Here is a 24,238-nt window from a genome sequence, read left to right on the forward strand (position 1 = left end):
CTTGTGGACATTGAGTTCCGGCCAGGGGCTCGCCGCTTGTCGCCTTCTCCCCGCCGGGGAGAAGGTCGCGGCAGCGGGTTGAGGGGGCGAGCTCTCCGAAATCCGGCAACGTTACCCCCTCATCCGACCCTTCGGGCCACCTTCTCCCCGGCGGGGAGAAGAAAAGAGCGGCAAAGCTGTTCGACGTTCCTCCTGCGCGCTCCGCAATTTCTTCCCTGTCGCAGCACCCCTTGGCCATGTCGCAATCAGGCGGCTGAACGGCAGCCGAGCGCTTCATATTCCTCCCATCCAATGCTGGCGGAATAAAACGAGGCCGGCGCTTTTCAGGGGTTCTGTAAATGAAGACACATGCACGGGCGGTGGTGATCGGTGGCGGCGTCGTCGGCGTTTCGACGCTATATCATCTTGCCAAGAAGGGCTGGAGCGACAGCGTGCTGATCGAGCGCAAGGAGCTGACGTCGGGCTCCACCTGGCATGCGGCCGGCCTTCTGCCGCTGTTCAACATGAGCTACTCGGTCGGCCAGATCCACAAATATTCCGTGAAGTTCTATGAGGAGCTGCAGGAAGAGACCGGCATGAATGTCGGCTTTTCCAAGGTGTCCAACATTCGTCTCGCCCGCACCAAGGATCGCTGGGACGAATATATGTATTATGCCGGCATTGCCGAGACCATCGGCGTGCGCGTCAACATGCTGACGCCGGATGAGGTGAAGGAAATCTGGCCGCTGTGTGAAACGGACGGTCTGCTCGGCGCCATCCAGCATCCGGATGACGGTTATATCCAGCCCGCCGACCTGACGCAGGCGCTGGCCAAGGGCGCGCGCGACCGCGGCGCGACCATATATCGCAACACGACAGTCACCGCCATCGAGCAGCTGGAAGACGGTCACTGGAAGGTGACGACGGACAAGGGCGAGATCATCGCCGAACATATCATCTCCTGCACGGGCTCCTTTGCCCGCAAGACCGGCGAGATGGTCGGCATCAACATTCCGGTCATTCCGGTCGAGCATCAGTATATCGTCACCGAGCCGCACCCGGCCATTCAGGAGCGCCGCCGCCAGGGCCTGCCGGAAATGGGCGTCCTGCGCGAATCCGACTCGGCCTGGTATATGCGCGAGGAAGCGGGCGGCCTGATCCTCGGTCCTTACGAGGTCGGCGCGCCGGTCTGTTATGTCGACGGTCCCTCGGACGACAGTGAATATGAGCTGTTCCAGGAGGAGCTCGACCGCCTGATGCCGCATATCGAAACCGCCATGGTGCGCGTTCCGGCCTTCGGCGAAGTGGGCATCAAGAAGGTCTATAACGGCGCGATCGCCTATACGCCTGACGGTAACCCGATTGTCGGGCCCGCACCGGGCCTGAAGAACTTCTGGCTGAACGAAGGCCATTCCTTCGGCATCACTGCCGCCGGCGGCGCCGGCTGGCAGCTGGCCGAATGGATCGTCGATGGCGAGCCGACGCTCGACCTGATGGGCGTCGATCCGCGCCGCTTCGGCCCTTACGCAACGGAAGGTTACCTCATCGCCAAGAACGAGGAGGCCTATGCCAACGTCTTCACCATGCATTATCCGGATGAGGAGCGCTCCGCCGCCCGTCCGCTGAAGACGACGCCGGTTTATGACCGCCTGAAGAAGCTCGGCGGCGTGTTCGGCTCTGTCTATGGCTGGGAGCGCGCCAACTGGTATGCGCCGGAAGGTTATGCGCTGCGTGAGGAAGACCTGGGCGTCGGCGCCGATGTCATCACCAGCCACAACCATGCGCCGCCGCTGGATGACGGCCGTATCGTCGAGAAATGGTCGTTCCGCCGTTCGAACTACTTTGAGCATGTCGGCAACGAGGTGAAGAATGTCCACCAGAATGTCGGCGTGCTCGACATGTCGGCATTCGCCAAGATGGAGGTTTCCGGCCCCGGTGCGCGGGCATGGCTGGACAGCATTCTCGCCAATGCGGTGCCGAAGAAGCGTGGCCGCATTGCGCTCACCCATCTGCTGACGCCAAATGGCGGCGTGAAGGCGGAATTCACGGTCTATGAATGGGCTCCGGGCCGCTTCTACATGGTGTCCGCCGGTGGTCTCGAAGCGCATGACCACGACGTGCTGCGCCGCCTTGCCCCAACCGACGGCTCCGTCGTTCTGCAGCCGATCACCCAGAAATACGGCGTGCTGGTGCTCGCCGGTCCGAAGTCGCGCGATCTCCTGAAGAAGCTGACCCGTACCAGCCTTGAGAACAAGGATTTCCCCTGGCTCACCGGCAAGCAGATTTCCGTCGGCGTGGCGACGGCGCATGCGCTGCGCGTCAACTTCGTGGGCGAGCTTGGCTGGGAACTGCACCATCCGATCGAGATGCAGAACTACATCTTCGACCGGCTGCTGGAGGCGGGCGCCGAATTCGGTATCAAGCCTTTCGGCATCCGCGCCATGGTGTCGATGTCGCTCGAGAAATCCTACCGCAACATGGGCCGCGAGCTTTCCGTCGAATATAACGCCTATGAATCCGGCCTCGACCGCTTCCTGCGCCCGGAAAAATCCTTCATCGGCCGCGATGCGCTGGTGGCCTATAAGGAGGCCGGGGTGAAGTGGGTGTTCTCGACGCTGACCGTGTCCGGCAATACGGATGTCGATGCGCGCGGTTCGGAAGCGATCTTCGACGAAAGCGGCGCGCTTGCCGGTCGCGCGACGAGCGGCGGTTTCGGCTGGCGTCTCGGCAAATCCGTCGCGCTCGCCATGCTCAAGCCGGAATATGCGGCAGTGGGCACCAGGCTCAAGATCCGCATTCTCGGCACCTCCTACGATGCCGAAGTGGTGGAAGAAAGCCCGTTCGATACGGACAATGCGCTTCTGCGCGCCTGAGACGGAATATCCCCTCCCGCAGTCGGAATACGGCCCCTTGTGGGCCGTATTTCCGTTTAGGTAAGCATGTGCTCAACTGGTTTTCCAGCAAAAGTGTTATTAATCATTCTGAAAAATGAGCCTGCTATCTTTCCCTGACATACGATGGGGGATCGGGGCAGAATGAATTTCCTGGGCATTACGGGCATGCAATATTCTGGCGTGCCTTTTACCAACAACCGCATTTTACTGGCGGAAGACAGCAACGTGTTCACCCAGATGGTGAGCCTGCGGCTCAAGGAAATGCTTGGCGTTTCCGTGGAGGTATGCCGCTCTTTCGAAGAGTTGCAGGCCTGTTACGAACATTCGCCCGAGCCGGTGACGCTCGCCATTTCCAACATCAACCTGCCGGGGGCGGAAAAGGGCGAGGCGCTGGAATATCTGATCGATCTTTCGATCCCGACCATCGTTTTTACCAGCACATTTCACGAGGCGACGCGCGAAACGCTGATCGCCAAGGATGTGGTGGATTATATTCTGAAGGACAATATTTTCGCGGTGGACATGCTGACGGAATCCGTCTGCCGCTTTCTCACCAATCATCGCCATCACGTGCTGATCGTCGATGACAGCCCGACGGCGCGGGCGCTGCTTTCGAGCCGCCTCAAGCGCTATAATTTCCGCGTCAGCCTGGCTGACAACGGGGCGAAGGCGCTGGAAATCCTGAAGGCCAATCCCGATATCGGCCTCGTGGTGACCGACTATAACATGCCCGATATTGACGGTTTCGAACTGACGCGGCGCATCCGCACCGTGCGCGGGTCGCATGAGCTGCGCATCATCGGCGTGTCTTCCTCCACCAACCGGCTGCTTTCCGCACGGTTCCTGAAGGCGGGCGGCAATGATTTCATGCTGCGCCCCTTCATCGACGAGGAGTTTTATTGCCGCGTCAATCAGAACCTCGATACGCTGGTGCAGATACAGCTGGCCAAAGCGGGGGTCAGGCCGGCGGCCTGAGCGGAACTGCGTGGCGGAACTGCGGGGCGAAGCGGCGGACGGTCGGTCAAAGCTGCGATTCCAGTGGCAGGAAGCGCATGATGCCGGCGACGATGCGGCGGCTGATGGCGGCGTCTGGTTCGCGCCGATAGGTCTGCGTTCGCCCCTGTTCTTCCGTCATCCAGACAATGTGCCTGCCTTTGTCGATGTCCAGCTCGAAGCTCATGGTGCGGCGGATTTCATCGGCGAATATTTCGTCCATGCGGGCAACCAGCGGCGCCGAGTTGAACACGACGCCCATTTCCGTGTTGAGCGAGGCGGAACGCGGATCGAAATTGAGTGAGCCGATATAGCCGGTCTTGCCATCGCGGGTGAAGGCCTTGGTGTGCAGGCTCGCCTGTCCCGAGCCGCGCAGGGTGAAGTTCGACTGATCTGCCTGCGCGCGCAGTTCGTGCAGGTGTACCCCGCCGGAGAGAAGCGGCTTGCGATAGCGGGCATAACCGGCGTGCACGGCGGCCACATCGGTCGCGGCCAGCGAATTGGTGAGGATGGCGACCGACACGCCGTTCTCGGCGAGCTGTAGAAATATCCCCACACCCTGTTTGCCGGGAATGAAATAGGGGGAGGTGATGTGCAGGCTGTCGCTCGCCGCCTGCATCAGCGGCAGCAGGCTTTCCATCAGGAAGTTGTGACCCTTGCGGCGTTTGCCCGCCGCCTTTTCCGGCGGGTCGGCGAGAATATCCGCCGCCTCGACCCAGTGCAGACGGTCCGACATCAGGAAATGGTCGCGGCCATACTGGCTTTCGACGCGCTCCAGATAGGGTTTGGCGGCTTCACTCTTTGGCAGCGCGTCCAGCTCGCGCCGCAATCTGGCGAGTTTGTTTGGCCGGCGTGCCAGCAGCGAGCGCACGGGAACGGAAACGGCGCTGTTCCAGTAATCGTCGAAGATTTCGGTGGCGTCGGCGACGATCCTGCCGAAGCCGAGAATATCGAAATCGTGGAAATTCGCCCGCTCGGCGGCATCGAAATAGGCGTCGCCAATGTTGCGCCCGCCTACGATCACGGCCCGCCCGTCGGCAATCCATGCCTTGTTGTGCATGCGCCGGTTGACGCTTCGGAAGCGCAGCACCAGTTCGATGCTGCGATGCAGGATGTTTTCCCGCGCCCGGGTGGGGTTGAACAGCCGGAGTTCGATATTGGGATGGCTGTCGATGGCGTGGAAGATGCGGTCCGACATGGAGACGCCGAGATCGTCGAGCAGCAACCGCACGCGCACGCCGCGATCGGCGGCGGCGATGACTTCGCGCATCATCAGCCGTCCGGTCAGGTCGGCATTCCACATGTAATACATCAGATCGAGGCTGCGCCCGGCGGCACGCGCCGCCGCCACGCGCACCGCAAAGGCATCGAGGTTGGAATGTAAGAGGCAGAGCGCATTCTTCTCGTTCCAGCCGTTCCTGATCGATTGCCAGTGCCGGTCCAGCGCCGTTTTGCCTTCGGCAACGGGCAGGGCGGTGGACGGGCGCTTGGGAATGGCCTTTTCGCGCTGCTTGCCGATGACGACGAACAGGCTCGGCCCCATAACCAGAAGAAGAATGACGATGAAGACCGTAAATGCAGTCACTTGTTTTGATCGCTCCCGGCCCGAAGAGTATCAGGCGGGATGAAAACGCGCGAGCGGATAAAGCGTTCACCGCGGTGGATGCCGCGGGAGCGAAAAAGGGAGTTCCGGTCTCCGCCGGGGCTTGTGAATCACATAAGTGTGTGCTTATGTGTTGTCATGACAGAGAACGATATTTTCCGGGCGCTGGCCGATCCGACGCGCCGTGCCATTTTCGAAAAGCTGGCGGATGGCGCCATGAACGCTTCCGCCTTGCGTGAGGGGATCGAGATCAGCCAACCGGCCATGTCGCAGCATCTTTCGGTGCTGCGCGGGGCAGGGCTGGTGGTCGAGAAGCGGCAGGGCCGTTTCGTCAATTACGAGGTGGATCCGGACGGGCTGACGCGCATTGCGGCCTGGCTCGGCAAATATCGCGCTTACTGGCCGCAGCGCATCGAGGCTCTCAAACTCCTGTTGAAGGATATGGACCAATGAACAGGCAGATACCGGAAGCGCCGAAAAACGGCATCGAGCTTGAATATGATCTGGATGAGCCGCCGCAGAAGGTGTGGCGGGCGATCAGCATTCCGGCGTTTCGCGCCATATGGTTGCCGGCGGAGGCGCTGGCGGAACCGGAAGCAATCGATATCAAGCCCGGCGAAGAAGTCCGCTACAGGTTGCGGGAGGACACGCCGCCATTTCTGGAAAGCACCGTCACCTTCAGGATCGCGGCGAATACCCAAGGCGGTACCAGCCTGCGCATCATTCATGATTTGCCCGTAAATACCGGCCGGATGACGAAGGCCGCCGCAAACCACAACGGTTCGCCGATCAAGCTCGCCGCCTGATCCCAGCCGTTCCCCGACATTTCTTAACGACAGGAGTTCGCCGATGCGCGAAGCGATGCAACTCGTCCCTATGGTAGTCGAACAATCCTCCAGGGGGGAAAGGTCTTTCGATATCTATTCCCGCCTGTTGCGGGAGAGGATCATCTTCCTCAACGGCGAGGTGAACGATACGGTTTCCGCGCTGGTCTGCGCGCAGTTGCTGTTTCTCGAGGCGGAAAACCCGAAGAAGCCGATCCATCTCTATATCAATTCGCCGGGCGGTGTGGTTACCAGCGGTTTGGCGATGTACGACACGATGCGCTACATTCGTGCGCCGGTTCACACGCTCTGCATGGGCACGGCCCGCTCGATGGGATCGTTCCTGCTGATGGCGGGCGCGCCGGGAGAACGGGCGGCATTGCCCAATGCCAGCATCCTAATTCACCAGCCTTCCGGCGGCTTCCAGGGGCAGGCATCGGATATGCTCATCCATGCCGAAGAAATCCGCCAGACAAAACACCGCATGACGCGGCTTTATGCCGAACATTGCCGGCGCAGCTACGAAGAGTTCGAAACGGCGATGGATCGTGACCGGTTCATGACGGTGCAGGAGGCTCTGGAATGGGGCCTGATCGACCGCATTCTGGAAGTGCGCGAGGATGCGGCGGCTTAGGGCCGGGCACTAACCGCAGGATATCGTCTCCACATCAACACAAAAGGCAGCGCCATGCGCTGCGTTTCAAGGGTTCATCCGGATGATCAGATATCCAGATTATCCGCAAAGGCCGCCCGTTCCTGAATGAAACGGAAGCGGGCATCGGCCTTGGTGCCCATGAGATTATCGACGGCCTCGCGGGTGCCTTCGAAATCCACATCGTCGATCTCGACGCGCAGCAGGGTGCGCTTTTCGGGATCCATGGTGTGACCAGAAGAAGAATGACGATGAAGACCGTAAATGCAGTCACTTGTTTTGATCGCTCCCGGCCCGAAGAGTATCAGGCGGGATGAAAACGCGCGAGCGGATAAAGCGTTCACGGCCGGAGGCGGCGAGTCGCTGTTATTTCATGCCGAAAGCCTTGCCCAGCCTGTTGCCGAGCGCGCGTGCGCCGGAAAGAACCGGGCGAAGGTCCCGCTCATCGGCATTGACGGTCCGCAAGGCGGTTGCGTCGAGCCGGCCCAGCCGGAATTGCGCGATCAGCCGGTTCAGCGCGGCGACCTCGTTTGCAAGAGCGTGGCTCGCCGCCGTCTGTTGCTCGACCATGGCCGCATTTTGCTGGGTGCCCTGATCGATGGCGTTCAGCGCCGAATTGATTTCGCCAAGACCCTGCGTCTGTTCATGCGACGAGCGGACGATTGCCGTGACGTTGCGGTCAATCTCCTGAACCTGGTCGAGAATCTCCGTCAACGCCACCCCGGTCTCTCCGACAAGTGCGACGCCCATATGGACCTGCTCGCCGGATTTGGTGATGAGCGTCTTGATCTCCTTGGCGGCGCTTGCGGAGCGCTGCGCCAGTTCGCGCACCTCCTGGGCGACGACGGCGAAGCCCTTGCCGGCGGACCCCGCACGGGCCGCCTCGACGCCCGCATTCAGCGCGAGCAGGTTGGTCTGGAAGGCGATTTCATCGATAACGCTGATGATGCTGGATATTTCGCGCGATGAATTCTCTATCCCGCCCATGGCTTCGACCGCGCGGCGCACGACCTCGCCGGATTTTGCCGCACCGGCGCGGGTGCGCACGATGAGCTGGCCCGCCTCGTCGGCCCGCCGCGTCGCATCCTTGAGCGAGGTGGTGATTTCCTCCAGCGCGGCCGCCGTTTCCTCCACGGAGGCAGCCTGCTGCTCGGTACGCCTTGCGAGATCATCGGATGCGGTGCGGATTTCCTCGGAGCCGGATCGGATCGCCTCGGCGTTGCTGTTGACGGCGGAAAGCGTCGATTGCAGCTTTTCCAGCGAGGCGTTGAAGTCGTGGCGAAGCTGGTCGAGCGATCCGGCGAAGGTTTTTTCGATGCGATGGGTCATGTCGCCGTCGGCGAGCTTCTGCAGCCCCTCGGCCAGCGCCTCGACGGCGGCGCGGGTCTCGTTTTCACGCTCGACGGCCTCCGCGGCGTGTATTGCGCGCTCTTCGTCGGAAAGGGCGCGGTTGCGTTCGGCTTCGTTCTCGAGGCGCATCTTTGCGATCGTCGCATCGCGCAGCACGCCGAGCGACCGGGCCATTTCACCGATTTCGTCAGAGTGGCGGGATTCGGATAAATCCACATCCGTACGACCCTCAGCGATCTCACTGGTGGCGGAAATGACGCGGTTGAGGCGTCTGCCGAAGCGTGCCGCAAGCAGCCAGCCAATGGCGACCATAAGTCCGGCGGCGAGCGCTATCACGGCGATGGAGGTGATCGCCAGTACCGAAAGATGGGCGAACAGCACCGATTTCGGCACTGAGACGATGGTGAACCAGGTCGTATCCGTCAGAACATGGGCGGGAACGGCCAGCATGATGTGGCGGGTGCCGGCGGCATCTATCAATTCGCGGGCGACGCCCGGATTGTCGATCAGGCTCTGCCATGCGGCGGCGTCCAGACCAGACTCCTTCAAGGCTTTGCCATGCGTTTTGGCGTCGGGATGGCTGACGATATGGCCATCCTTGCTCAGAAGCGCGATATATCCCTCTCCAAGCGGTTTGAGCTTCGCAAGGTCGGCGGACAGGGAATCGAGCGCGATATCCACGCCGATCACACCGCCGAACTTGCCGTTGAAAAGCAGCGGCGCCATGAACGAGGTCATGAACACGTCCTTGCCATTGACGGGATAGATGTATGGCTCGGTCATCAGGTCCTTACCGGTCCTGCGCGGAATGATGTAATAGTCGCCCAGGCCGGGGGTTTCATAGTCGGCGAGCGGTTCCTCGAACGCTTTTCCATCCTTGCGCGAAAAATAGGGGACGAAACGGCCGGTCGCGTCATGGCCTGGCGCATTGACGAACTCGTTGTCCTTGCCGTCGAAGGCGTTTGGTTCCCAGCCGGTGCTGATGCCGACGGCGAAGGGGCTGTCTTCGAGAAACCGCTTGAACAGGCGATCTATCGCCTCACGGCTCGGATTACCCGTCGCCTTTTCGGTGTGCAGCGCTGTCCGCATATTTCTGCCGAGCGTCGTCGCATTGGCAAAAAAAGTCTCGACATTCGCGGCGCTGGTCTTGGCGGCGTTGCGCATCTCCGAGATCGAGCGTTCTTCCACCGCGCGATAGGAGAGCCATAACAGCACCCCGGCAGTCGCCACAGTCGTCAAAACTCCGGCAAAAACGATGGCGAACATGTTGCGGGCGGTAGCGGTTTTCAAAAACATCCTCATTCTCCATTCGCCGGCATAAAGCGGACGCGAGCGATTGCTTCACGGTTGGAAAAGGACATGCCGGGCCGACCGGCGTGAGACCGCGAAAACATTTCGCGCAGTTGAAGGAGTTAACCGCCGAAGGTTTAAGAATCGATAAGGCGAAAGGGATATTCGGCCGCTATATTTGCTCGGCTAAATAATTGTTTCTATTAGTATTATTGCATTTTCGACAATTGCTGCGCTTGCAGGATGCCCACGCCGGCAAGAAGGCGGTTTCGGCTCGCGACCGCAAGCGCCTCCTGCCGGAAATCCACCCCTGCGGGGATGGACTTCAGTTTTTGAGGAGACCGTGCGTAAGTCTTGTTAAATATCCAGATTATCCGCAAAGGCCGCCCGTTCCTGAATGAAACGGAAGCGAGCATCGGCCTTGGTACCCATCAGATTATCGACGGCCTCGCGGGTGCCTTCGAAATCCACATCGTCGATCTCGACGCGCAGCAGGGTGCGCTTTTCGGGATCCATGGTGGTTTCCTTCAGCTGCTGCGCCATCATCTCGCCAAGGCCTTTGAAGCGGCCGATTTCGACCTTCTTGCCCTTGAAGACGGTTTCCATCAGCTCGGCGCGGTGGGCGTCGTCGCGGGCATAGGCGCTCTTGGCACCCTGACGGATGACATAGAGCGGCGGTACGGCCAGATAGAGATGATTGCCGCGAATGAGTTCCGGCATTTCCTGGTAAAAGAAGGTGATGAGCAGCGAGGCGATATGGGCGCCGTCGACATCGGCATCGGTCATGATGATGATGCGCTCATACCGCAAATCCTCTTCGCGGTACTTTGTCCGCGTGCCGCAGCCGAGCGCCTGGATGAGATCGGCGATCTGCTGGTTGGCGGAGAGTTTTTCGCGGCTGGCGCTGCCGACGTTGAGGATCTTGCCGCGCAGCGGCAGGATGGCCTGATTGGCGCGGTTGCGCGCCTGCTTGGCCGAGCCGCCAGCCGAGTCACCCTCGACGATGAAAAGCTCGGCACCCTCGGCGGTGTTCTGGGCGCAATCCGCCAGCTTGCCGGGCAGGCGCAGCTTGCGCACCGCCGTCTTGCGGTTGACTTCCTTTTCCTTGCGGCGGCGCAGGCGCTCTTCGGCGCGCTCGATCACCCAGTCGAGGAGCTTCGCCGCTTCGCCCGGATTGCCGGCGAGATAATGGTCGAAGGGATCGCGCAGCGCGTTTTCGACGATGCGCTGGGCCTCGACGGTGGCGAGCTTGTCCTTGGTCTGGCCAACGAATTCCGGCTCGCGGATGAAGACCGAGAGCATGCCGGCGGCCGAAATCATCACGTCATCGGTGGTGATATCCTTGGCGCGCTTGTTCTGCGTCAGATCCGCATAGTTCTTCAGGCCCTTGGTGAGCGCGATGCGCAGGCCCGCCTCATGCGTGCCGCCTTCAGGGGTCGGAATGGTGTTGCAATAGGAATGGATCTGCGTATCGCCGCCATACCAGGTGACGGCCCATTCCAGCGCGCCGTGGCCGCCGGTCTTTTCGGTTCGCCCTGAGAAAATCTCGCGGGTGACGGTGAATTCCTTGCCGAGCGTGGCGGCGAGATAATCCTTCAGGCCGCCGGGGAAATGGAAGACCGCCTTTTCGGGGATTTCACCATCGGCCGGCACCATGCCGGGATCGCAGCTCCAGCGGATTTCGACGCCGCCGAAGAGATAGGCCTTGGAGCGGGCCATGCGGAAGATGCGGGCCGGTTCGAACTTGGCGTGGTCGCCGAAGATCTGCGGATCGGGATGGAAACGCACGCGGGTGCCGCGGCGATTGTGCACGTCACCCAGCTCTTCCAGCGGACCGATCGGCAGGCCGCGCGAAAAGCGCTGGCGGTAAAGCTTGCGGTTCCGCGCCACTTCCACTTCGAGAAGATCGGACAGCGCATTGACCACGGAAACACCGACGCCATGCAGGCCGCCCGACGTCTCATAGGCCTTGCCGTCGAACTTGCCGCCGGCATGCAGCTTGGTCATGATGACTTCGAGCGTCGACTTGCCGGGCACCTGCGGGTGGTTTTCCACCGGGATGCCGCGGCCGTTATCGGTGACCGTCAGGAAACCTTCGGTATCGAGATGGACCTCGATGAAATTGGCGTGGCCGGCGACGGCCTCGTCCATGGAGTTGTCGATGACTTCGGCGAAGAGATGGTGCAGCGCCTTCTCATCGGTGCCGCCAATATACATGCCGGGGCGCATGCGCACCGGCTCCAGCCCTTCGAGCACGCGGATCGACGAGGCGCCGTAGTCATCACCGGACGGAGACACCGGGGCCGGAGGGGCAGGCGGCGTGACGGCCGCAACAGCTGCGGGTTTCGGCTGCACATTCAGGTTTGCGGGCACGGTGGCGGCCGCGGTCGCCGGTGTCTTGGCGGCATCCCCGTCCGTTTCCGTTTCGCTGTTTCGTGCCGCCGGAAGACCGGAGAAGAGATCGTTGCTGTCGTCCATCATGTCCAAAGTTCAAAAGCGTGTGTCAGAATTTCGCCATGCGAATCATTATGCCATCAGCGTCAATCATAACGCCAAACGCGGTTCCCGTCCGATTTGAAGCGGCGCATCTGGCAAACGCGGCGCATCCTATGCCACGATTGTGTCAGGGTTTCGCAACAGGAGGATTGCGCTGCCGGCCTTGCGATGGCAAGTCTCGCAGCCACGAATGAACGGTTAGCCAAGGCATGTCCACAGCTCATTTCACGTTTTGTACTCTTTTCAGCCTGACTGTTGCGGTGATGCCGGTTGCGGCGATGGCCGCAGAAGGACCGCTGAGGCCCTTCAAGGATGAGCTGTTTTCCGCCCAGACGGTGCTTTCCACCGGCGATGGCGGCGCTTCCGAGGTCATCGACTATCAGGAGATGCGGGACATCAACGGCCGCGACGAGGTGCCGGAGCGGCGGGTGAAACGGCAATATGTGGATATGGCGCCGAAGAAGGCGCAGGCGCTGGAAACCGTGTCCGTTGAGGGCAGGGCGCTTGATGTCGGCCGCGTCGGGCCGGCGAGCGGGCAGGCCTTGACGGTCATCTTCATCCACGGACGTGGCGGCGACCGGCGGCTTGGCATGAACGACTATACGTTCGGCGGCAATTTCAACCGGCTGAAAAACCTCGCTGTGGCCAATGGCGGAACCTATTATGCGCCGAGCGTGCGCTCCTTCGATGAAAACGGCGTTGCCGATATCGCGGCGCTGATTGCCGATGCGGCCAAAAAATCGGGTGGCAGGCCTGTCATTTTGACCTGCGCCTCGATGGGCAGTTTCATCTGCTATGGCATCAGCCGCGACAAGGCTGCTGTCGCCAATCTGAAGGGTATGGCGATCCTCGGCGGTGCCGTCGATCCCGATTTTCCGAAAAGCGTCTTTGCCAAGGCGAAGAAGCCCATCTGGTTCACCCATGGCAGCGCCGACAAGGTCTATTCGGCGGATCAGCAGGCAACGATCTTCCGCTCCTTGCTGAAGGCCGGCGAGCCGGCGCGGTTCACGCGGTATGAGACCGGCAGCCACGGCACACCGGTGCGCATGACCGACTGGCGGGCGGTTCTGAACTGGATTTTGAGCCGCTGAGGTCGTCATGTGGGTCAGTAACGGCAATTTTTTGGAAAATGCCCATCGTTTTGAACCTTTGGGCCGCTTTTTTGTACCATTTCTTGCCAGCTGAGGTTAAAGGAATAACCCGGGATTTCCGGCAGTGTTTCTGTCGCGATTATGGGCCGTCACACGGCTGAGGGAAGGGGTGCCGCCAGAGGCGGACACGAGACAAAGGGAATGGGATACGCATGACGCCGAATGTTCGACCGCTTGTTGCCGGAAACTGGAAGATGAACGGCACGCGTGCCTCGCTCGATCAGATCAAGGCCATGGCAGAGGGCGTCAAGGGCGCGCTGTCCGAGAAGGTGGATGCGCTGATCTGCCCACCCTCGACGCTGCTTTATGTGGCAACGGCGCTGTGCGACGACAGCCCGCTGATGATCGGCGGACAGGATTGCCATCAGAATGCATCCGGCGCACATACCGGCGATATTTCCGCCGAAATGATTGCCGACTGCTTCGGCACCCATGTCATCGTCGGCCATTCCGAGCGCCGCACCGACCATGCAGAGACGGATCATCTGGTGCGCGCCAAGGCATCCGCCGCCCATCAGGCCGATCTCATCGCCATCGTCTGCATCGGCGAAACGGCGGATGAGCGCAAGGCGGGCCAGACGCTCGATATTCTCAAGCGCCAGTTGGCCGGCTCCCTGCCGGATGAGGCAACCGCCGAAAACACCGTCATCGCCTATGAACCCGTCTGGGCGATCGGCACCGGCCTGACCCCGACCACGCAGGACGTGCGCGAGGCCCATGCCTTCATGCGCGACGAACTCGTCAAGCGTTTCGGCGATGCCGGCAAGACCATGCGCATCCTTTATGGCGGCTCGGTGAAGCCCGCCAATGCGCTGGAACTGATGGGCGTAGAAAACGTCGACGGTGCGCTGATCGGCGGCGCGAGCTTGAAAGCCGCGGACTTCCTGTCCATCTATGCGGCATACGAGCAACTGACGGCTTGATCGGAGCTTTCCTGCGCGTGGAGCGGGAAAGGGGCTTGGAATAAGCCTTCGCCTCATGTAAAGAGCCGCAAAACCTTCTTTATGGTGCTCCGCGCGGGGCATGGAATGGATTGTCATGCAGACCGTTTTGATTGTTATTCACCTCATGATCGTGCTGGCGCTTGTCGGCGTGGTCCTGATCCAGCGTTCCGAAGGCGGCGGCCTCGGCATCGGCGGCGGTTCGGGCTTCATGTCCGCGCGCGGAACGGCCAATGCGCTGACGCGCACCACCGCGATCCTCGCCGCGCTGTTCTTCCTGACGTCGCTCGGCCTCGGTCTTCTGACCCGTTACGAATCGCGCCCGACCGATATTCTGAACCGTATTCCGGCCACGCAGGGCCAGGGTAACGGCATTCTCGATACGCTCGGCCCGGCGACGACGCCTTCGACGCCCGCTCCGGCTCCGGCTGAAAATGGCGTTCCGACCAATAATGGTGCTGCCGCTCCGGCGCAGACCACCCCGGCTCCGGCCGCTTCCGGCACGGCCGCTCCGGCCCCGGCGCAGCCCGCCGATCCGAACGCAGTTCCGACCGGTCAATAAGCCCGGTTTTGATTTAACGCTCCGGCAGGCCAAAAGCCTGCCGGTTTTCTTTTGTTCGCATTCCGGCCAGTTGAACTGTGAATTCGTCAACAGCGAATTTGCAACAGCATGAAATTTGGGCTGGCGGAATCAGAGGTAAAAAGGTATCCGGTGAATCCCATGGCGCGATATGTATTCATCACAGGCGGCGTGGTCTCCTCTCTAGGCAAGGGCATCGCCGCGGCAGCACTCGGAGCTTTGTTGCAATCCCGTGGTTATCGGGTGCGGCTTCGTAAACTCGACCCCTATCTGAACGTTGATCCCGGCACCATGAGCCCGACACAGCACGGCGAAGTGTTCGTGACTGACGACGGTGCCGAGACGGACCTCGACCTTGGCCACTATGAACGCTTTACCGGGCGTTCGGCCACCAAGACCGACAACATCACCACCGGTCGCATCTACAAGAACATCATCGACAAGGAACGGCGCGGCGATTATCTCGGCGCAACCGTTCAGGTCATTCCGCATGTCACCAACGAGATCAAGGATTTCGTGATCGAAGGCAATGACGATTACGACTTCGTCATCTGCGAGATCGGCGGCACGGTGGGTGACATCGAGGCGATGCCGTTCATGGAAGCGATCCGTCAGCTCGGCAACGACCTGCCGCGCGGCACGGCGATCTATCTTCACCTGACGCTGATGCCCTATATTCCGGCAGCCGGCGAATTGAAGACCAAGCCGACCCAGCATTCCGTCAAGGAACTGCAGGCGCTCGGCATCCACCCCGACATCCTGCTGGTGCGCGCCGACCGGGAAATCCCGGAAGCCGAACGCCGCAAGCTTTCGCTGTTCTGCAACGTGCGTCCTTCCGCCGTCATCCAGGCGCTGGATGTGGCGAATATCTATGACGTTCCAATTGCCTACCACAAGGAAGGCCTCGATTCGGAAGTGCTGGCCGCCTTCGGCATCGAGCCGGCGCCGAAGCCGCGCCTGGAACAGTGGGAAGAGGTCTGCAACCGTATCCGTACGCCGGAAGGCGAGGTCACGATTGCGATCGTCGGCAAATATACCGGCCTCAAGGATGCCTATAAGTCGCTGATCGAGGCGCTGCATCACGGCGGTTTTGCCAACCGCGTCAAGGTCAAGCTGGAATGGATCGAGTCCGAGGTCTTCGAAAAGGAAGATCCAACGCCCTATCTCGAAAAGGTCAACGGCATTCTGGTGCCCGGCGGCTTCGGCGAGCGCGGTTCGGAAGGCAAGATCATGGCGGCGCAGTTCGCGCGCGAGCGCAATGTGCCGTATTTCGGCATCTGCTTCGGCATGCAGATGGCGGTCGTGGAAGCGGCACGTCATCTGGCCGGCATCGAAAATGCATCCTCGACCGAATTCGGTCCGACATCCGAGCCGGTCGTCGGCCTGATGACCGAATGGGTCAAGGGCAACGAGCTGGAGAAGCGTTCCTCCAAGGGCGATCTCGGCGGCACGATGCGTCTCGGCGCCTACAAGGCGGCGCTGAAGAAAGACACCAAGATCGCCGATATCTACGGCACGACGGATATTTCCGAGCGCCACCGCCACCGTTACGAGGTGAACGTGGATTACAAGGACCGGCTGGAAGAATGCGGTCTGGTTTTCTCCGGCATGTCTCCGGACGGTGTCCTGCCGGAAACGGTGGAATATCCTGACCATCCGTGGTTCATCGGCGTTCAGTACCACCCCGAACTGAAGAGCCGTCCGCTCGATCCGCATCCGCTGTTTGCAAGCTTCATCGAAGCGGCGGTGGAACAGAGCCGGCTGGTTTGACGGTTTGAATGAGATAAAGAGGGCCGCGACAGCGGCCCTTTTTGTTGGGGTGGAGAGGCCCGTTACCCTTCACCAAAACACCCTCTCCGTCATCCTCGGGCTTGACCCGAGGATCCACTGTTCGACGGTTATGGATCCTCGGGTCAAGCCCGAGGATGACGGAGGAGAGGGTACAACTCGTCCGAAGATGCACGGTGTGATTGTTCGCGAGCGTGCCTCACTCCAGAAAATCATGCTTCCGCAACCACGTCTCGTACCAGTTGGGCCATTCTTCCGTTGGGGTGCCGGCCTTGCCCATGCCAAAGCCGTGGCCGCCGGATGCGATCGGACGAAACTCGACATCCACATCAGCCTTTTCACAGGCCTCTCGCATGATACGGCTATTGGCGGGGTCGGAAATCCGGTCGTCATCCGCCTGTGTTAGGAAGACCGGAGGGCAGTCTTTGCTCACATGGCTTTCCACCGACCATTGCCGCGTTGCTTCATCTGCCGGGTGCCTGCCGACAAGCGATCTGCGGGTTGATGTGCGGTCATAGGGAGCTGCAAGCGTGATGACCGGATAGATCAGCGCTGCGACATCCGGCCGGGCTGATTGCCTGTCGATGTCATCGACGCCTTCGTAAGATGTGAAAGCCGAGCGGGCGGCGGCGAGCCCCATCAGGTGTCCGCCCGCAGAAAAGCCGAGCGCGCCGATCCTGTGTGGATCGATCTGCCATTCCGGGGCGCGTGCACGCACCAGACGAAATGCGCGCTGCACATCCTGAAGCGGTGCGAGCGGCCCGGCGGCCCATGCTTCAATTGGCAGGCGGTAGCTGAGGACAAAAGCGCAAATGCCTCTTGCCGCGAGCCAGCGTGCAGCGGGATAGGATTCCTTGCCTTCCTCGATGCGTTTATATCCGCCGCCACCCGCTATGATCATTGCGGACCCATTGGGCCTGTCTGGGGCAAATATCTCAAGGCTTGGTGTGGCGATGTTGGTGACTGCGCCTTTTTTGCTGATTTCCGCAGGGCCGTCCGGGCCACCGCCACCGGGAGGCAGGCCGGGCCAAAGGGCAATGCGAGACCGATTGTTCTCAGCAAGCAGATTTGGGACTTTCATCGCTGTTGCGAGGAATGCGCCCGCAAGAAGCAGGCTGCGGCGGCAGATCATGACGTCATCCTCATCGCGCATTTGGATCCGGTATTTTCCCGGAAGAGCAGTGTATGAGGCCGATATAAAAAACCAACAGGTCAATATGGAGGCAACCGCATATTCCGGTTCGGGCCAGCGATGTCACGGCCGCCCTGTGCCGTGTCAATTGAACAAACAAAAACGGGCCCGAAGGCCCGTTTCCATGTCCGTTGCATGTGACCGGCTTATTTCGGGCCGATCATGTTTTCCGGCCGTACAAACTGGTCGAATTCCTCATTGGTGAGGTATCCGCCACCAACGGTTTCTTCGCGCAACGTCGTGCCGTTCTTGTGCGCGGTCTTGGCGATCTTGGCGCAGATGTCGTAACCGAGCTTGCCGTTCAGCGCCGTCACCAGCATCAGCGAGTTTTCAACGCCCTTCCTGATATTGTCTTCGCGGGCCTCGATGCCGACGACGCAATTGTCGGTGAAGGAGACGGCCGCATCGCCCAGAAGCTGGACCGACTGCAGGAAGTTATAGGCCATCATCGGGTTATAGACGTTGAGCTCGAAGTGGCCCTGCGAACCGGCGAAGGAAAGTGCTGCATTGTTGCCGAAGATGTGGGCGCAGACCTGCGTCAGCGCTTCCGACTGGGTGGGGTTGACCTTGCCCGGCATGATCGACGAGCCGGGTTCGTTTTCCGGCAGCGACAATTCGCCGAGACCGGCGCGCGGGCCGGAACCGAGGAAGCGGATGTCATTGGCGATCTTGAAGAGTGCCGCAGCCGCCGCATTGATCGCGCCATGGGAGAAGACCATGGAATCGTGCGAGGCGAGCGCTTCGAACTTGTTCGGGGCGGTGACGAAGGAAAGGCCGGTGATCTTGGAAATCTCGTCGGCGACCTTTTCGGCGAAACCGATGGGAGCGTTGAGGCCCGTGCCGACCGCCGTGCCGCCCTGGGCGAGCTTGGAGAGCGCGGGCAGGGTGGTTTCGATGTTGGCGATGGCGGAGGCGACCTGCGCGGCGTAACCGGAGAATTCCTGGCCAAGCGTCAGCGGCGTCGCATCCTGGGTGTGGGTGCGGCCGATCTTGATGATCTTTTCGAACTGCTTGACCTTGGCTTCCAGCGCCTTGTGCAGGTGCTTGAGGCTCGGCAGCAGGTGATGAACGATTTCTTCCACGCAGGCGATGTGCATCGCGGTGGGGTAGGTGTCGTTCGAGGACTGGCTCATATTGACGTGGTCGTTCGGATGAACCGGTTTCTTGGTGCCCATTTCGCCGCCGAGCATCTCGATCGCGCGGTTGGAAATCACCTCATTGGCATTCATGTTGGACTGGGTGCCGGAGCCGGTCTGCCAGACGACGAGCGGGAAATGCTCGGTCAGCTTGCCGTCGATGACTTCCTGCGCGGCGGCGATGATGGCGTCGCCGACCTTGGGGTCGAGACCGGCCAGCGCCATGTTGGCGCGGGCAGCAGCCTGCTTGACAATGCCCAGCGCACGAACGACAGAGGCGGGCTGCTTTTCCCAGCCGATCTTGAAGTTGCCGAGCGAGCGCTGCGCCTGCGCGCCCCAATAGCGATCGGCCTGAACTTCAATGGGTCCAAATGTATCGGTTTCCGTCCGTGTGGCTGTCATCAATCTTGCCTTTTTACTCGTGTTCCTCCGCCAAAACGGCGCCTTCGCCCGCCTTGCGCGGCCGATATATAGAATCATCGCGCCGGCAATGAAAGCGCTGCAATGCGGCAGAGGCAGATATTTCCCGCCGCATAAAAGCGATTTTGCCGCGCGGCACGGCGCAGGGAGAAAAAGGCGCCGGCGTGTCATTTTTACTACGGCGCGAAATGGCCGGAAAACCGGGTTTTTTCTAGTGTTCGAACGGTGTCGTGGAGCAAGGCAAAGTGAATGAAATAAATAGAAATTTAACCATTCTCGCCAATTCTGGAAATTACGTTTTTATGGCTTTGGCTGTATCATAAGGTTCATTTCGGCACGGTTGTGGGCCTTTTCGCGTTTTCTTTTCAATGGGCCGTCGATCGGCTAGACAGGCATGAAACTGATGCCCGCCCTTTCACTGGCGGTGCTGGGTGCTACGAGGATCAAATTGCAAGTCACATCTGGAAAAACATCGGCAGCGCTGGTGCTGGCTCTCGGTCTTTCCGTTTCCACCGCTCTTCCCGGCAGCGCCGGCGCGGTGACCCTGATGGACCTCCTGCGCGGCGGTCCCGGCAAGATCGCGCGCGACCGCGGTGAATTGCCGCCGGCCGGCATCGTTACCTCGCCATCGGTTTCAGGACCGAGCGCCGATGCATCCGATCCCGAGCCCCTGCCGCGCGTTTCCGGCCCGCGTTATTACGATTACAAGGCGGATGCCTCCCGTCTCGTGAACACGGCGAATTTCCCCGAAGGTCTCGCCAATCTGAAGTTCAGCGCCACACCCGAAATCGCCAAGACGCTGGAGGCCTATTACGGCGCTGGCGGCAAGACGCTGTGGGTTTCCGGCGGCGAACTGACCGAGCGCGCCAATGCCGTCATGGCCTTCTTCGAGACGGTCGGCGAAAGCGGCCTCGATCCGGCCGATTACAGCATTTCCGCGCCGGCAAAGGATGTGACCGCCAGCATCAGCAATGCGTCAAGCACGGCCGCAACCGGCACACCGGTGGAAACGGCCTCGGCGCCTGTGTCCGACGCCTATCAGCGGGCGCAGATGCAGTTCGAGCTGGCGCTTTCCGCCAAGGTTCTCGCCTATGTGCAGGACACAGCCCGTGGGCGTGTCGATCCGAACCGGCTCTCCGGCTATCACGATTTCAAGCGCAAGACGGTGAACCTTACACCCGTTCTGAAGCTTGCGGGCCTGAGCCCCGATGTCGCCGCCTATCTGCGCAGCCGCGAACCATCGAGCGCCGAATATCTTGCGCTGAAGGCGGAACTTGCCCGTCTGCGCGGTGAGGGTGATGCGGTTCACGCCGTCCGTGTGCCCGCCGATCTGGTGCTGAAACCCGGCAACAGCAGCGCCGAGATGGCCAATGTCGTCAAGGCGATCGAACATCGCGCTTCGCCGGCCTTCAAGGCCGAGCATGCGGCGATCATTTCCGCCTACCAGCAGACCCCGGATTATACGCCCGATCTCGTCGATCTCGTAAAGGCCTTCCAGAGCGAGAACGGGTTGAAGCCCGATGGCGTGATTGGCCGCGCCACCGTCCGCGCCATGGTCGGCGAAAGCAACGATGCGAAGGTTGCCAAGGTGCAGGTGGCCATGGAGCAGATCCGCTGGCTGCCGGCCGATCTCGGCCAGCGTTACGTCTTCATCAACCAGCCGGCTTTCATGGCCTATTACCACAATGACGGCGTGGAGCAGTTCGGCATGAAGGTGGTCGTCGGCTCGAAGGCCAACCAGACCTATTTCTTCCAGGACGAAATCCAGACGGTCGAGTTCAACCCCTATTGGGGCGTGCCGCAGTCGATCATCGTCAACGAGATGCTGCCGAAGCTGCGCCGCGATCCGTCCTATCTCGACCGGCTCGGTTACGAAGTGCAGGTGGGCGGCCGTGCGGTCTCCTCCACCAGCGTCAACTGGTATGGCTCGACCAACGCCGTTTCCGTGCGCCAGCCGCCGAGCAGTGACAATGCGCTGGGCGACCTGAAAATCCTCTTCCCCAATGCGCATGCCATCTACATGCATGACACGCCGGCCAAGAGCTTCTTCAACCGCGACATGCGGGCGCTGAGCCATGGCTGTATCCGCCTCGTCGATCCGCGCCGCATGGCGGCTGCCGTTCTGGGCACCAGCGTCGACAAGGTGGGCGAGCAGATCGCTTCGGGCAAGAACCGCGCCGTGCAGGTGCCGGAGAAGGTTCCGGTCTATGTCGCTTATTTTACGGCCTGGCCGGACAAGGACGGCAAGGTGCAGTTCTTCGACGATGTCTATGACCGTGACAGCTATGTGCAGAAGGCATTTGCCGTGACGACGAAGGCGCGGGCCGCGTCGATTTGATCAGAATAGCATCAAGAAAAAAAGCGCCGGGGACGGCGCTTTTTTGTTTGAAGGAAAGGCCTGCCAATTTGTTTGGTGCTGGAGTCCGCCTGCTACATTTGGCGTCAACGGCAACACCGTACTCCGTCACCCCGGACTTGATCCGGGGTCCAGCGCGATCAAGTCCTTGATCGCAAAAGATTCTTTTCACGGCGCAGACGCGCCGTGGCTGGATGCCGGATCTAGTCCGGCATGACGGATGAGAGGTTGTTCAGCTCTCATCGACGTCGGAATCGCCGTTCCCTGGCGCTTTACTTGTCTGGTCCAGCCTCTCAGGCAGCCGCCGCACCTTTCGCAACGAGTTCTTCGAACAGCGCCGGCGTCAACTCAGTGAAATCATCGATCACCACATCCGGCTCAAGTTTCACCATCGGCACATCCGTATAACCGAAGGTCACGCCAATCGACGGGACGGCCGCGTTCCTTGCCGCGAGAATGTCGTTGATGCTGTCGCCGACCATGATCGAGCGCCTGATGTCGCCGCCGGCCTTTTCGATGGTGCCGAGAATATGGCGGGCATCCGGCTTGCGGAAGGAGAAAGTGTCGCCGCAGGTAATGGCGGCGAAATATCGGGTCAGGCCGAGTTTTTCGAGCAGCGGCAGAGCGAGGATTTCGGTCTTGTTGGTGCAGACGGCAAGTGTGATGCCGGCTTCGGAAAGCGCATCCAGCGTGTTGATAATGCCGGGATAGGGGCGGCTTTCGCCGGGCATTTCGGCGCGGTAATGGGTGATGAAACGCTCGTAAAGCGGCTCGATCTCGGCTTCCGGCAGTTCCGTCTCGCGCAGCGCGAAGGCCCGCTTGATCATCACCCGTGCACCCTGGCCGACGAGGTGGGTCAGATCGTCATAGGTGGCGGGCGCAAGACCGGCTGCGGCAATGGTGTGATTGAGGCTCGAGACCAGATCGGCGGCGGTATCGACCAGCGTGCCGTCGAGATCGAAAATGGCGAGCGGGGAGAGCGGGCGGGATGTCACGGGAACGGGCCTCTCGGGAATGCGTGTAACGGATGTATCGGTGCTTTCATTCGCGCCAAGCCTAGGCAAACGGGCCTGTCTTTGCAACCGCGTCACAACGTTCTGTTCGTTGGCTTGAAAAAGGCTTTCGTTTGGCTTTCGACCCGTGTAAACAGCACGGCGACGACAAAGCTACCGGAGTTTCAGGCACATGGATGCCCGCCAGATGAAGATCAAGGCCGCCGAGGCCGCATTGTCCCATGTGCAGGATGGGATGCGGCTTGGTATCGGCACGGGTTCTACGGCCGAGGAATTCGTCCGGCTTCTGGCCGAAAAGGTCGCCGCCGGCCTCAAGGTCGAGGGCGTGCCGACATCCGAGCGCACCGCGCGTCTTTGCGTCGAGCTTGGCGTGCCGCTGAAATCGCTGGATGAATTGCCGGAACTCGATCTGACCATTGACGGTGCGGATGAGGTCGATCATGGGCTGCGTCTCGTCAAGGGTGGCGGTGGCGCGCTTTTGCGCGAAAAGATCGTTGCGGCGGCATCCGCCCGCATGATCGTGATTGCTGACCAGAGCAAGGTGGTGGAGACGCTGGGCGCTTTTCCGCTTCCCATCGAAATCAACCCGTTCGGCCAGGTGGCGACGCGTATCGCCATCGAAAAGCTGGCGTCGCGGTCCGGGCTTTCCGGCACGCTGACGCTGCGTTCTTCCGGCGACGGCGCCTTCATGACGGATGGCGGACACCTGATCCTCGACGCATCTTTTGGCCGTATTCCTGATGCAGAAGCGCTAGCACGCGATCTGCACACGATTCCCGGTGTCGTTGAGCACGGACTTTTCATAAATTTGGCATCGCTTGCCATTATCGCGGGTCCTGAAGGCGCCCGCGTGATGCAGGCAGTATAACAGGAGCGAGATTTTCATGGTCAAATTAGCGGGACTGGGCAAAGCTGCCGCTGCTTCGATCCTCATTTCCGGCATCGTGTTCGGTACTGCCGCACGCGCTCAGGAAATTTCCGAAGCGCATATCGCTGCCGCACGGCAGGCGATCACCTCTCTTGGCGTTACCGATCGTTTCGATGACATTCTGCCTGGACTGGCCGAGCGTCTGAAGGCCGAACTCATTCAGGCCTCGCCGAACGTTCAGGACGCGATCACCGAGACCGTTGACGCCAAGGCTCTCGAGCTTGCGCCGCGCCGTGCCGATCTGGAGCGCGAGGCAGCACTCACCTATGCGCGCGCCTTCACTGTCGAAGAGCTGAACGCCATTTCCACCTTCTACAGCAGCGAAGCCGGCAAGAAGCTCCTGAAGGACGGCCCGATCGCCACGCGCGAACTGATGAAGGCCGCCGACATCTGGGCCGCCGGCATCAACCGCGACCTCAACGCTTCCAGCATGACCGAGCTGCAGAAGGTTGCTGGCGCCGATCTGAAGCCGCTTCCGGCCGATCAGAACGCCACGGGCGGCGCTCCGGCTGCTCCCAAGCCCTGATTGAACTGGGAGAGCATCGGGGACCGGAACGTGTCACGCAATTTCCGGAAAATTCGATGCTCTGGCATAAAAAGCCCATCTTCAGAAATATTCAAAGCCCGGCCGAAAGACCGGGCTTTTCATTTG

18 protein-coding genes and 1 pseudogene are annotated in these 24,238 nt (G+C 60.8%); 12 read left to right on the top strand and 7 right to left on the bottom strand.

Annotated features, from left to right (window positions below; translation table 11 throughout):
* Positions 1-338: 338 nt before the first annotated feature.
* Both AC5YUO_RS14595 and AC5YUO_RS14600 read left to right on the top strand, forming a co-directional pair.
* The gene (locus AC5YUO_RS14595; protein ID WP_496153793.1) at positions 339-2,852 is read left to right on the top strand and encodes a GcvT family protein; all 2,514 of its coding nucleotides are present in this window, start codon (positions 339-341) and stop codon (positions 2,850-2,852) included.
* A gap of 162 nt (positions 2,853-3,014) precedes the next feature.
* Positions 3,015-3,848, top strand: coding sequence for a response regulator (locus AC5YUO_RS14600; protein WP_400817555.1), 834 nt, complete (start codon positions 3,015-3,017; stop codon positions 3,846-3,848).
* A gap of 46 nt (positions 3,849-3,894) precedes the next feature.
* On the opposite strand, the gene AC5YUO_RS14605 is transcribed toward AC5YUO_RS14600, so the two are convergent.
* On the bottom strand, positions 3,895-5,451 hold the full coding sequence (locus AC5YUO_RS14605) for a phospholipase D family protein (protein WP_496153794.1): 1,557 nt from the start codon (positions 5,449-5,451) through the stop codon (positions 3,895-3,897).
* 156 nt (positions 5,452-5,607) lie between these two features.
* Here AC5YUO_RS14605 and AC5YUO_RS14610 point away from each other — a divergent pair, with 156 nt between their 5' ends.
* From AC5YUO_RS14610 to AC5YUO_RS14620, 3 genes are read left to right on the top strand one after another with little or no spacing between them, the layout of a single operon-like run.
* A complete protein-coding gene (locus tag AC5YUO_RS14610) occupies positions 5,608-5,922 on the top strand; it encodes an ArsR/SmtB family transcription factor (protein WP_003524773.1) in 315 nt (104 codons plus the stop codon).
* Complete coding sequence (locus AC5YUO_RS14615; protein ID WP_496153795.1) at positions 5,919-6,275, top strand: SRPBCC family protein; 357 nt, start codon at positions 5,919-5,921, stop codon at positions 6,273-6,275. The genes AC5YUO_RS14610 and AC5YUO_RS14615 overlap by 4 nt, the downstream gene beginning before the upstream one ends.
* Before the next feature lie 43 nt (positions 6,276-6,318).
* Positions 6,319-6,927: an ATP-dependent Clp protease proteolytic subunit gene (locus AC5YUO_RS14620; RefSeq protein WP_496153796.1), complete on the top strand. Its 609-nt coding sequence runs from the start codon at positions 6,319-6,321 to the stop codon at positions 6,925-6,927.
* A gap of 86 nt (positions 6,928-7,013) precedes the next feature.
* Here the strand turns inward: AC5YUO_RS14620 and AC5YUO_RS14625 are convergent.
* The 3 genes and pseudogenes from AC5YUO_RS14625 to parE all read right to left on the bottom strand — a co-directional run.
* A pseudogene (locus tag AC5YUO_RS14625) lies at positions 7,014-7,175 on the bottom strand (hypothetical protein); the annotation flags it as partial.
* A gap of 136 nt (positions 7,176-7,311) precedes the next feature.
* Positions 7,312-9,591 (bottom strand): methyl-accepting chemotaxis protein, encoded by a 2,280-nt coding sequence (locus AC5YUO_RS14630; RefSeq protein ID WP_496153797.1) that lies wholly within the window; start codon positions 9,589-9,591, stop codon positions 7,312-7,314.
* A gap of 351 nt (positions 9,592-9,942) precedes the next feature.
* On the bottom strand, positions 9,943-12,066 hold the full coding sequence (gene parE / locus AC5YUO_RS14635; RefSeq protein ID WP_496153798.1) for a DNA topoisomerase IV subunit B: 2,124 nt from the start codon (positions 12,064-12,066) through the stop codon (positions 9,943-9,945).
* A gap of 224 nt (positions 12,067-12,290) precedes the next feature.
* On the opposite strand from parE, the gene AC5YUO_RS14640 reads away from it, so the two are divergent.
* The 4 genes from AC5YUO_RS14640 (at position 12,291) to pyrG (ending at position 16,523) form a co-directional block, all read left to right on the top strand.
* A complete protein-coding gene (locus AC5YUO_RS14640) occupies positions 12,291-13,172 on the top strand; it encodes an alpha/beta hydrolase (RefSeq protein ID WP_496153799.1) in 882 nt (293 codons plus the stop codon).
* Positions 13,173-13,384: 212 nt separating this feature from the next.
* Entirely contained in the window at positions 13,385-14,155 is a 771-nt protein-coding gene (gene tpiA, locus AC5YUO_RS14645) for a triose-phosphate isomerase (protein WP_496153800.1), read from the top strand.
* A gap of 115 nt (positions 14,156-14,270) precedes the next feature.
* Positions 14,271-14,735 (top strand): preprotein translocase subunit SecG, encoded by a 465-nt coding sequence (secG, locus tag AC5YUO_RS14650; RefSeq protein WP_496153801.1) that lies wholly within the window; start codon positions 14,271-14,273, stop codon positions 14,733-14,735.
* A gap of 159 nt (positions 14,736-14,894) precedes the next feature.
* Entirely contained in the window at positions 14,895-16,523 is a 1,629-nt protein-coding gene (pyrG, locus tag AC5YUO_RS14655; RefSeq protein ID WP_035223457.1) for a CTP synthase, read from the top strand.
* A 217-nt stretch (positions 16,524-16,740) separates the two neighbouring features.
* On the opposite strand, the gene AC5YUO_RS14660 is transcribed toward pyrG, so the two are convergent.
* Both AC5YUO_RS14660 and fumC read right to left on the bottom strand, forming a co-directional pair.
* Positions 16,741-17,673 (bottom strand): alpha/beta hydrolase, encoded by a 933-nt coding sequence (locus AC5YUO_RS14660; RefSeq protein ID WP_496154874.1) that lies wholly within the window; start codon positions 17,671-17,673, stop codon positions 16,741-16,743.
* 206 nt (positions 17,674-17,879) lie between these two features.
* Entirely contained in the window at positions 17,880-19,271 is a 1,392-nt protein-coding gene (gene fumC / locus AC5YUO_RS14665) for a class II fumarate hydratase (RefSeq protein WP_496153802.1), read from the bottom strand.
* 412 nt (positions 19,272-19,683) lie between these two features.
* Here fumC and AC5YUO_RS14670 point away from each other — a divergent pair, with 412 nt between their 5' ends.
* On the top strand, positions 19,684-21,627 hold the full coding sequence (locus AC5YUO_RS14670) for a L,D-transpeptidase family protein (protein ID WP_496153803.1): 1,944 nt from the start codon (positions 19,684-19,686) through the stop codon (positions 21,625-21,627).
* Positions 21,628-21,938: 311 nt separating this feature from the next.
* Here the strand turns inward: AC5YUO_RS14670 and AC5YUO_RS14675 are convergent, their stop codons facing one another.
* Positions 21,939-22,640: an HAD family hydrolase gene (locus AC5YUO_RS14675; RefSeq protein WP_496153804.1), complete on the bottom strand. Its 702-nt coding sequence runs from the start codon at positions 22,638-22,640 to the stop codon at positions 21,939-21,941.
* A 190-nt stretch (positions 22,641-22,830) separates the two neighbouring features.
* Here AC5YUO_RS14675 and rpiA point away from each other — a divergent pair, with 190 nt between their 5' ends.
* A complete protein-coding gene (rpiA, locus tag AC5YUO_RS14680) occupies positions 22,831-23,526 on the top strand; it encodes a ribose-5-phosphate isomerase RpiA (protein ID WP_400818343.1) in 696 nt (231 codons plus the stop codon).
* A gap of 16 nt (positions 23,527-23,542) precedes the next feature.
* Positions 23,543-24,112, top strand: coding sequence for a DUF2059 domain-containing protein (locus AC5YUO_RS14685; protein WP_137003579.1), 570 nt, complete (start codon positions 23,543-23,545; stop codon positions 24,110-24,112).
* Positions 24,113-24,238 lie beyond the last annotated feature (126 nt).

The organism is Agrobacterium sp. LEGMi-208b, assembly GCF_059511785.1.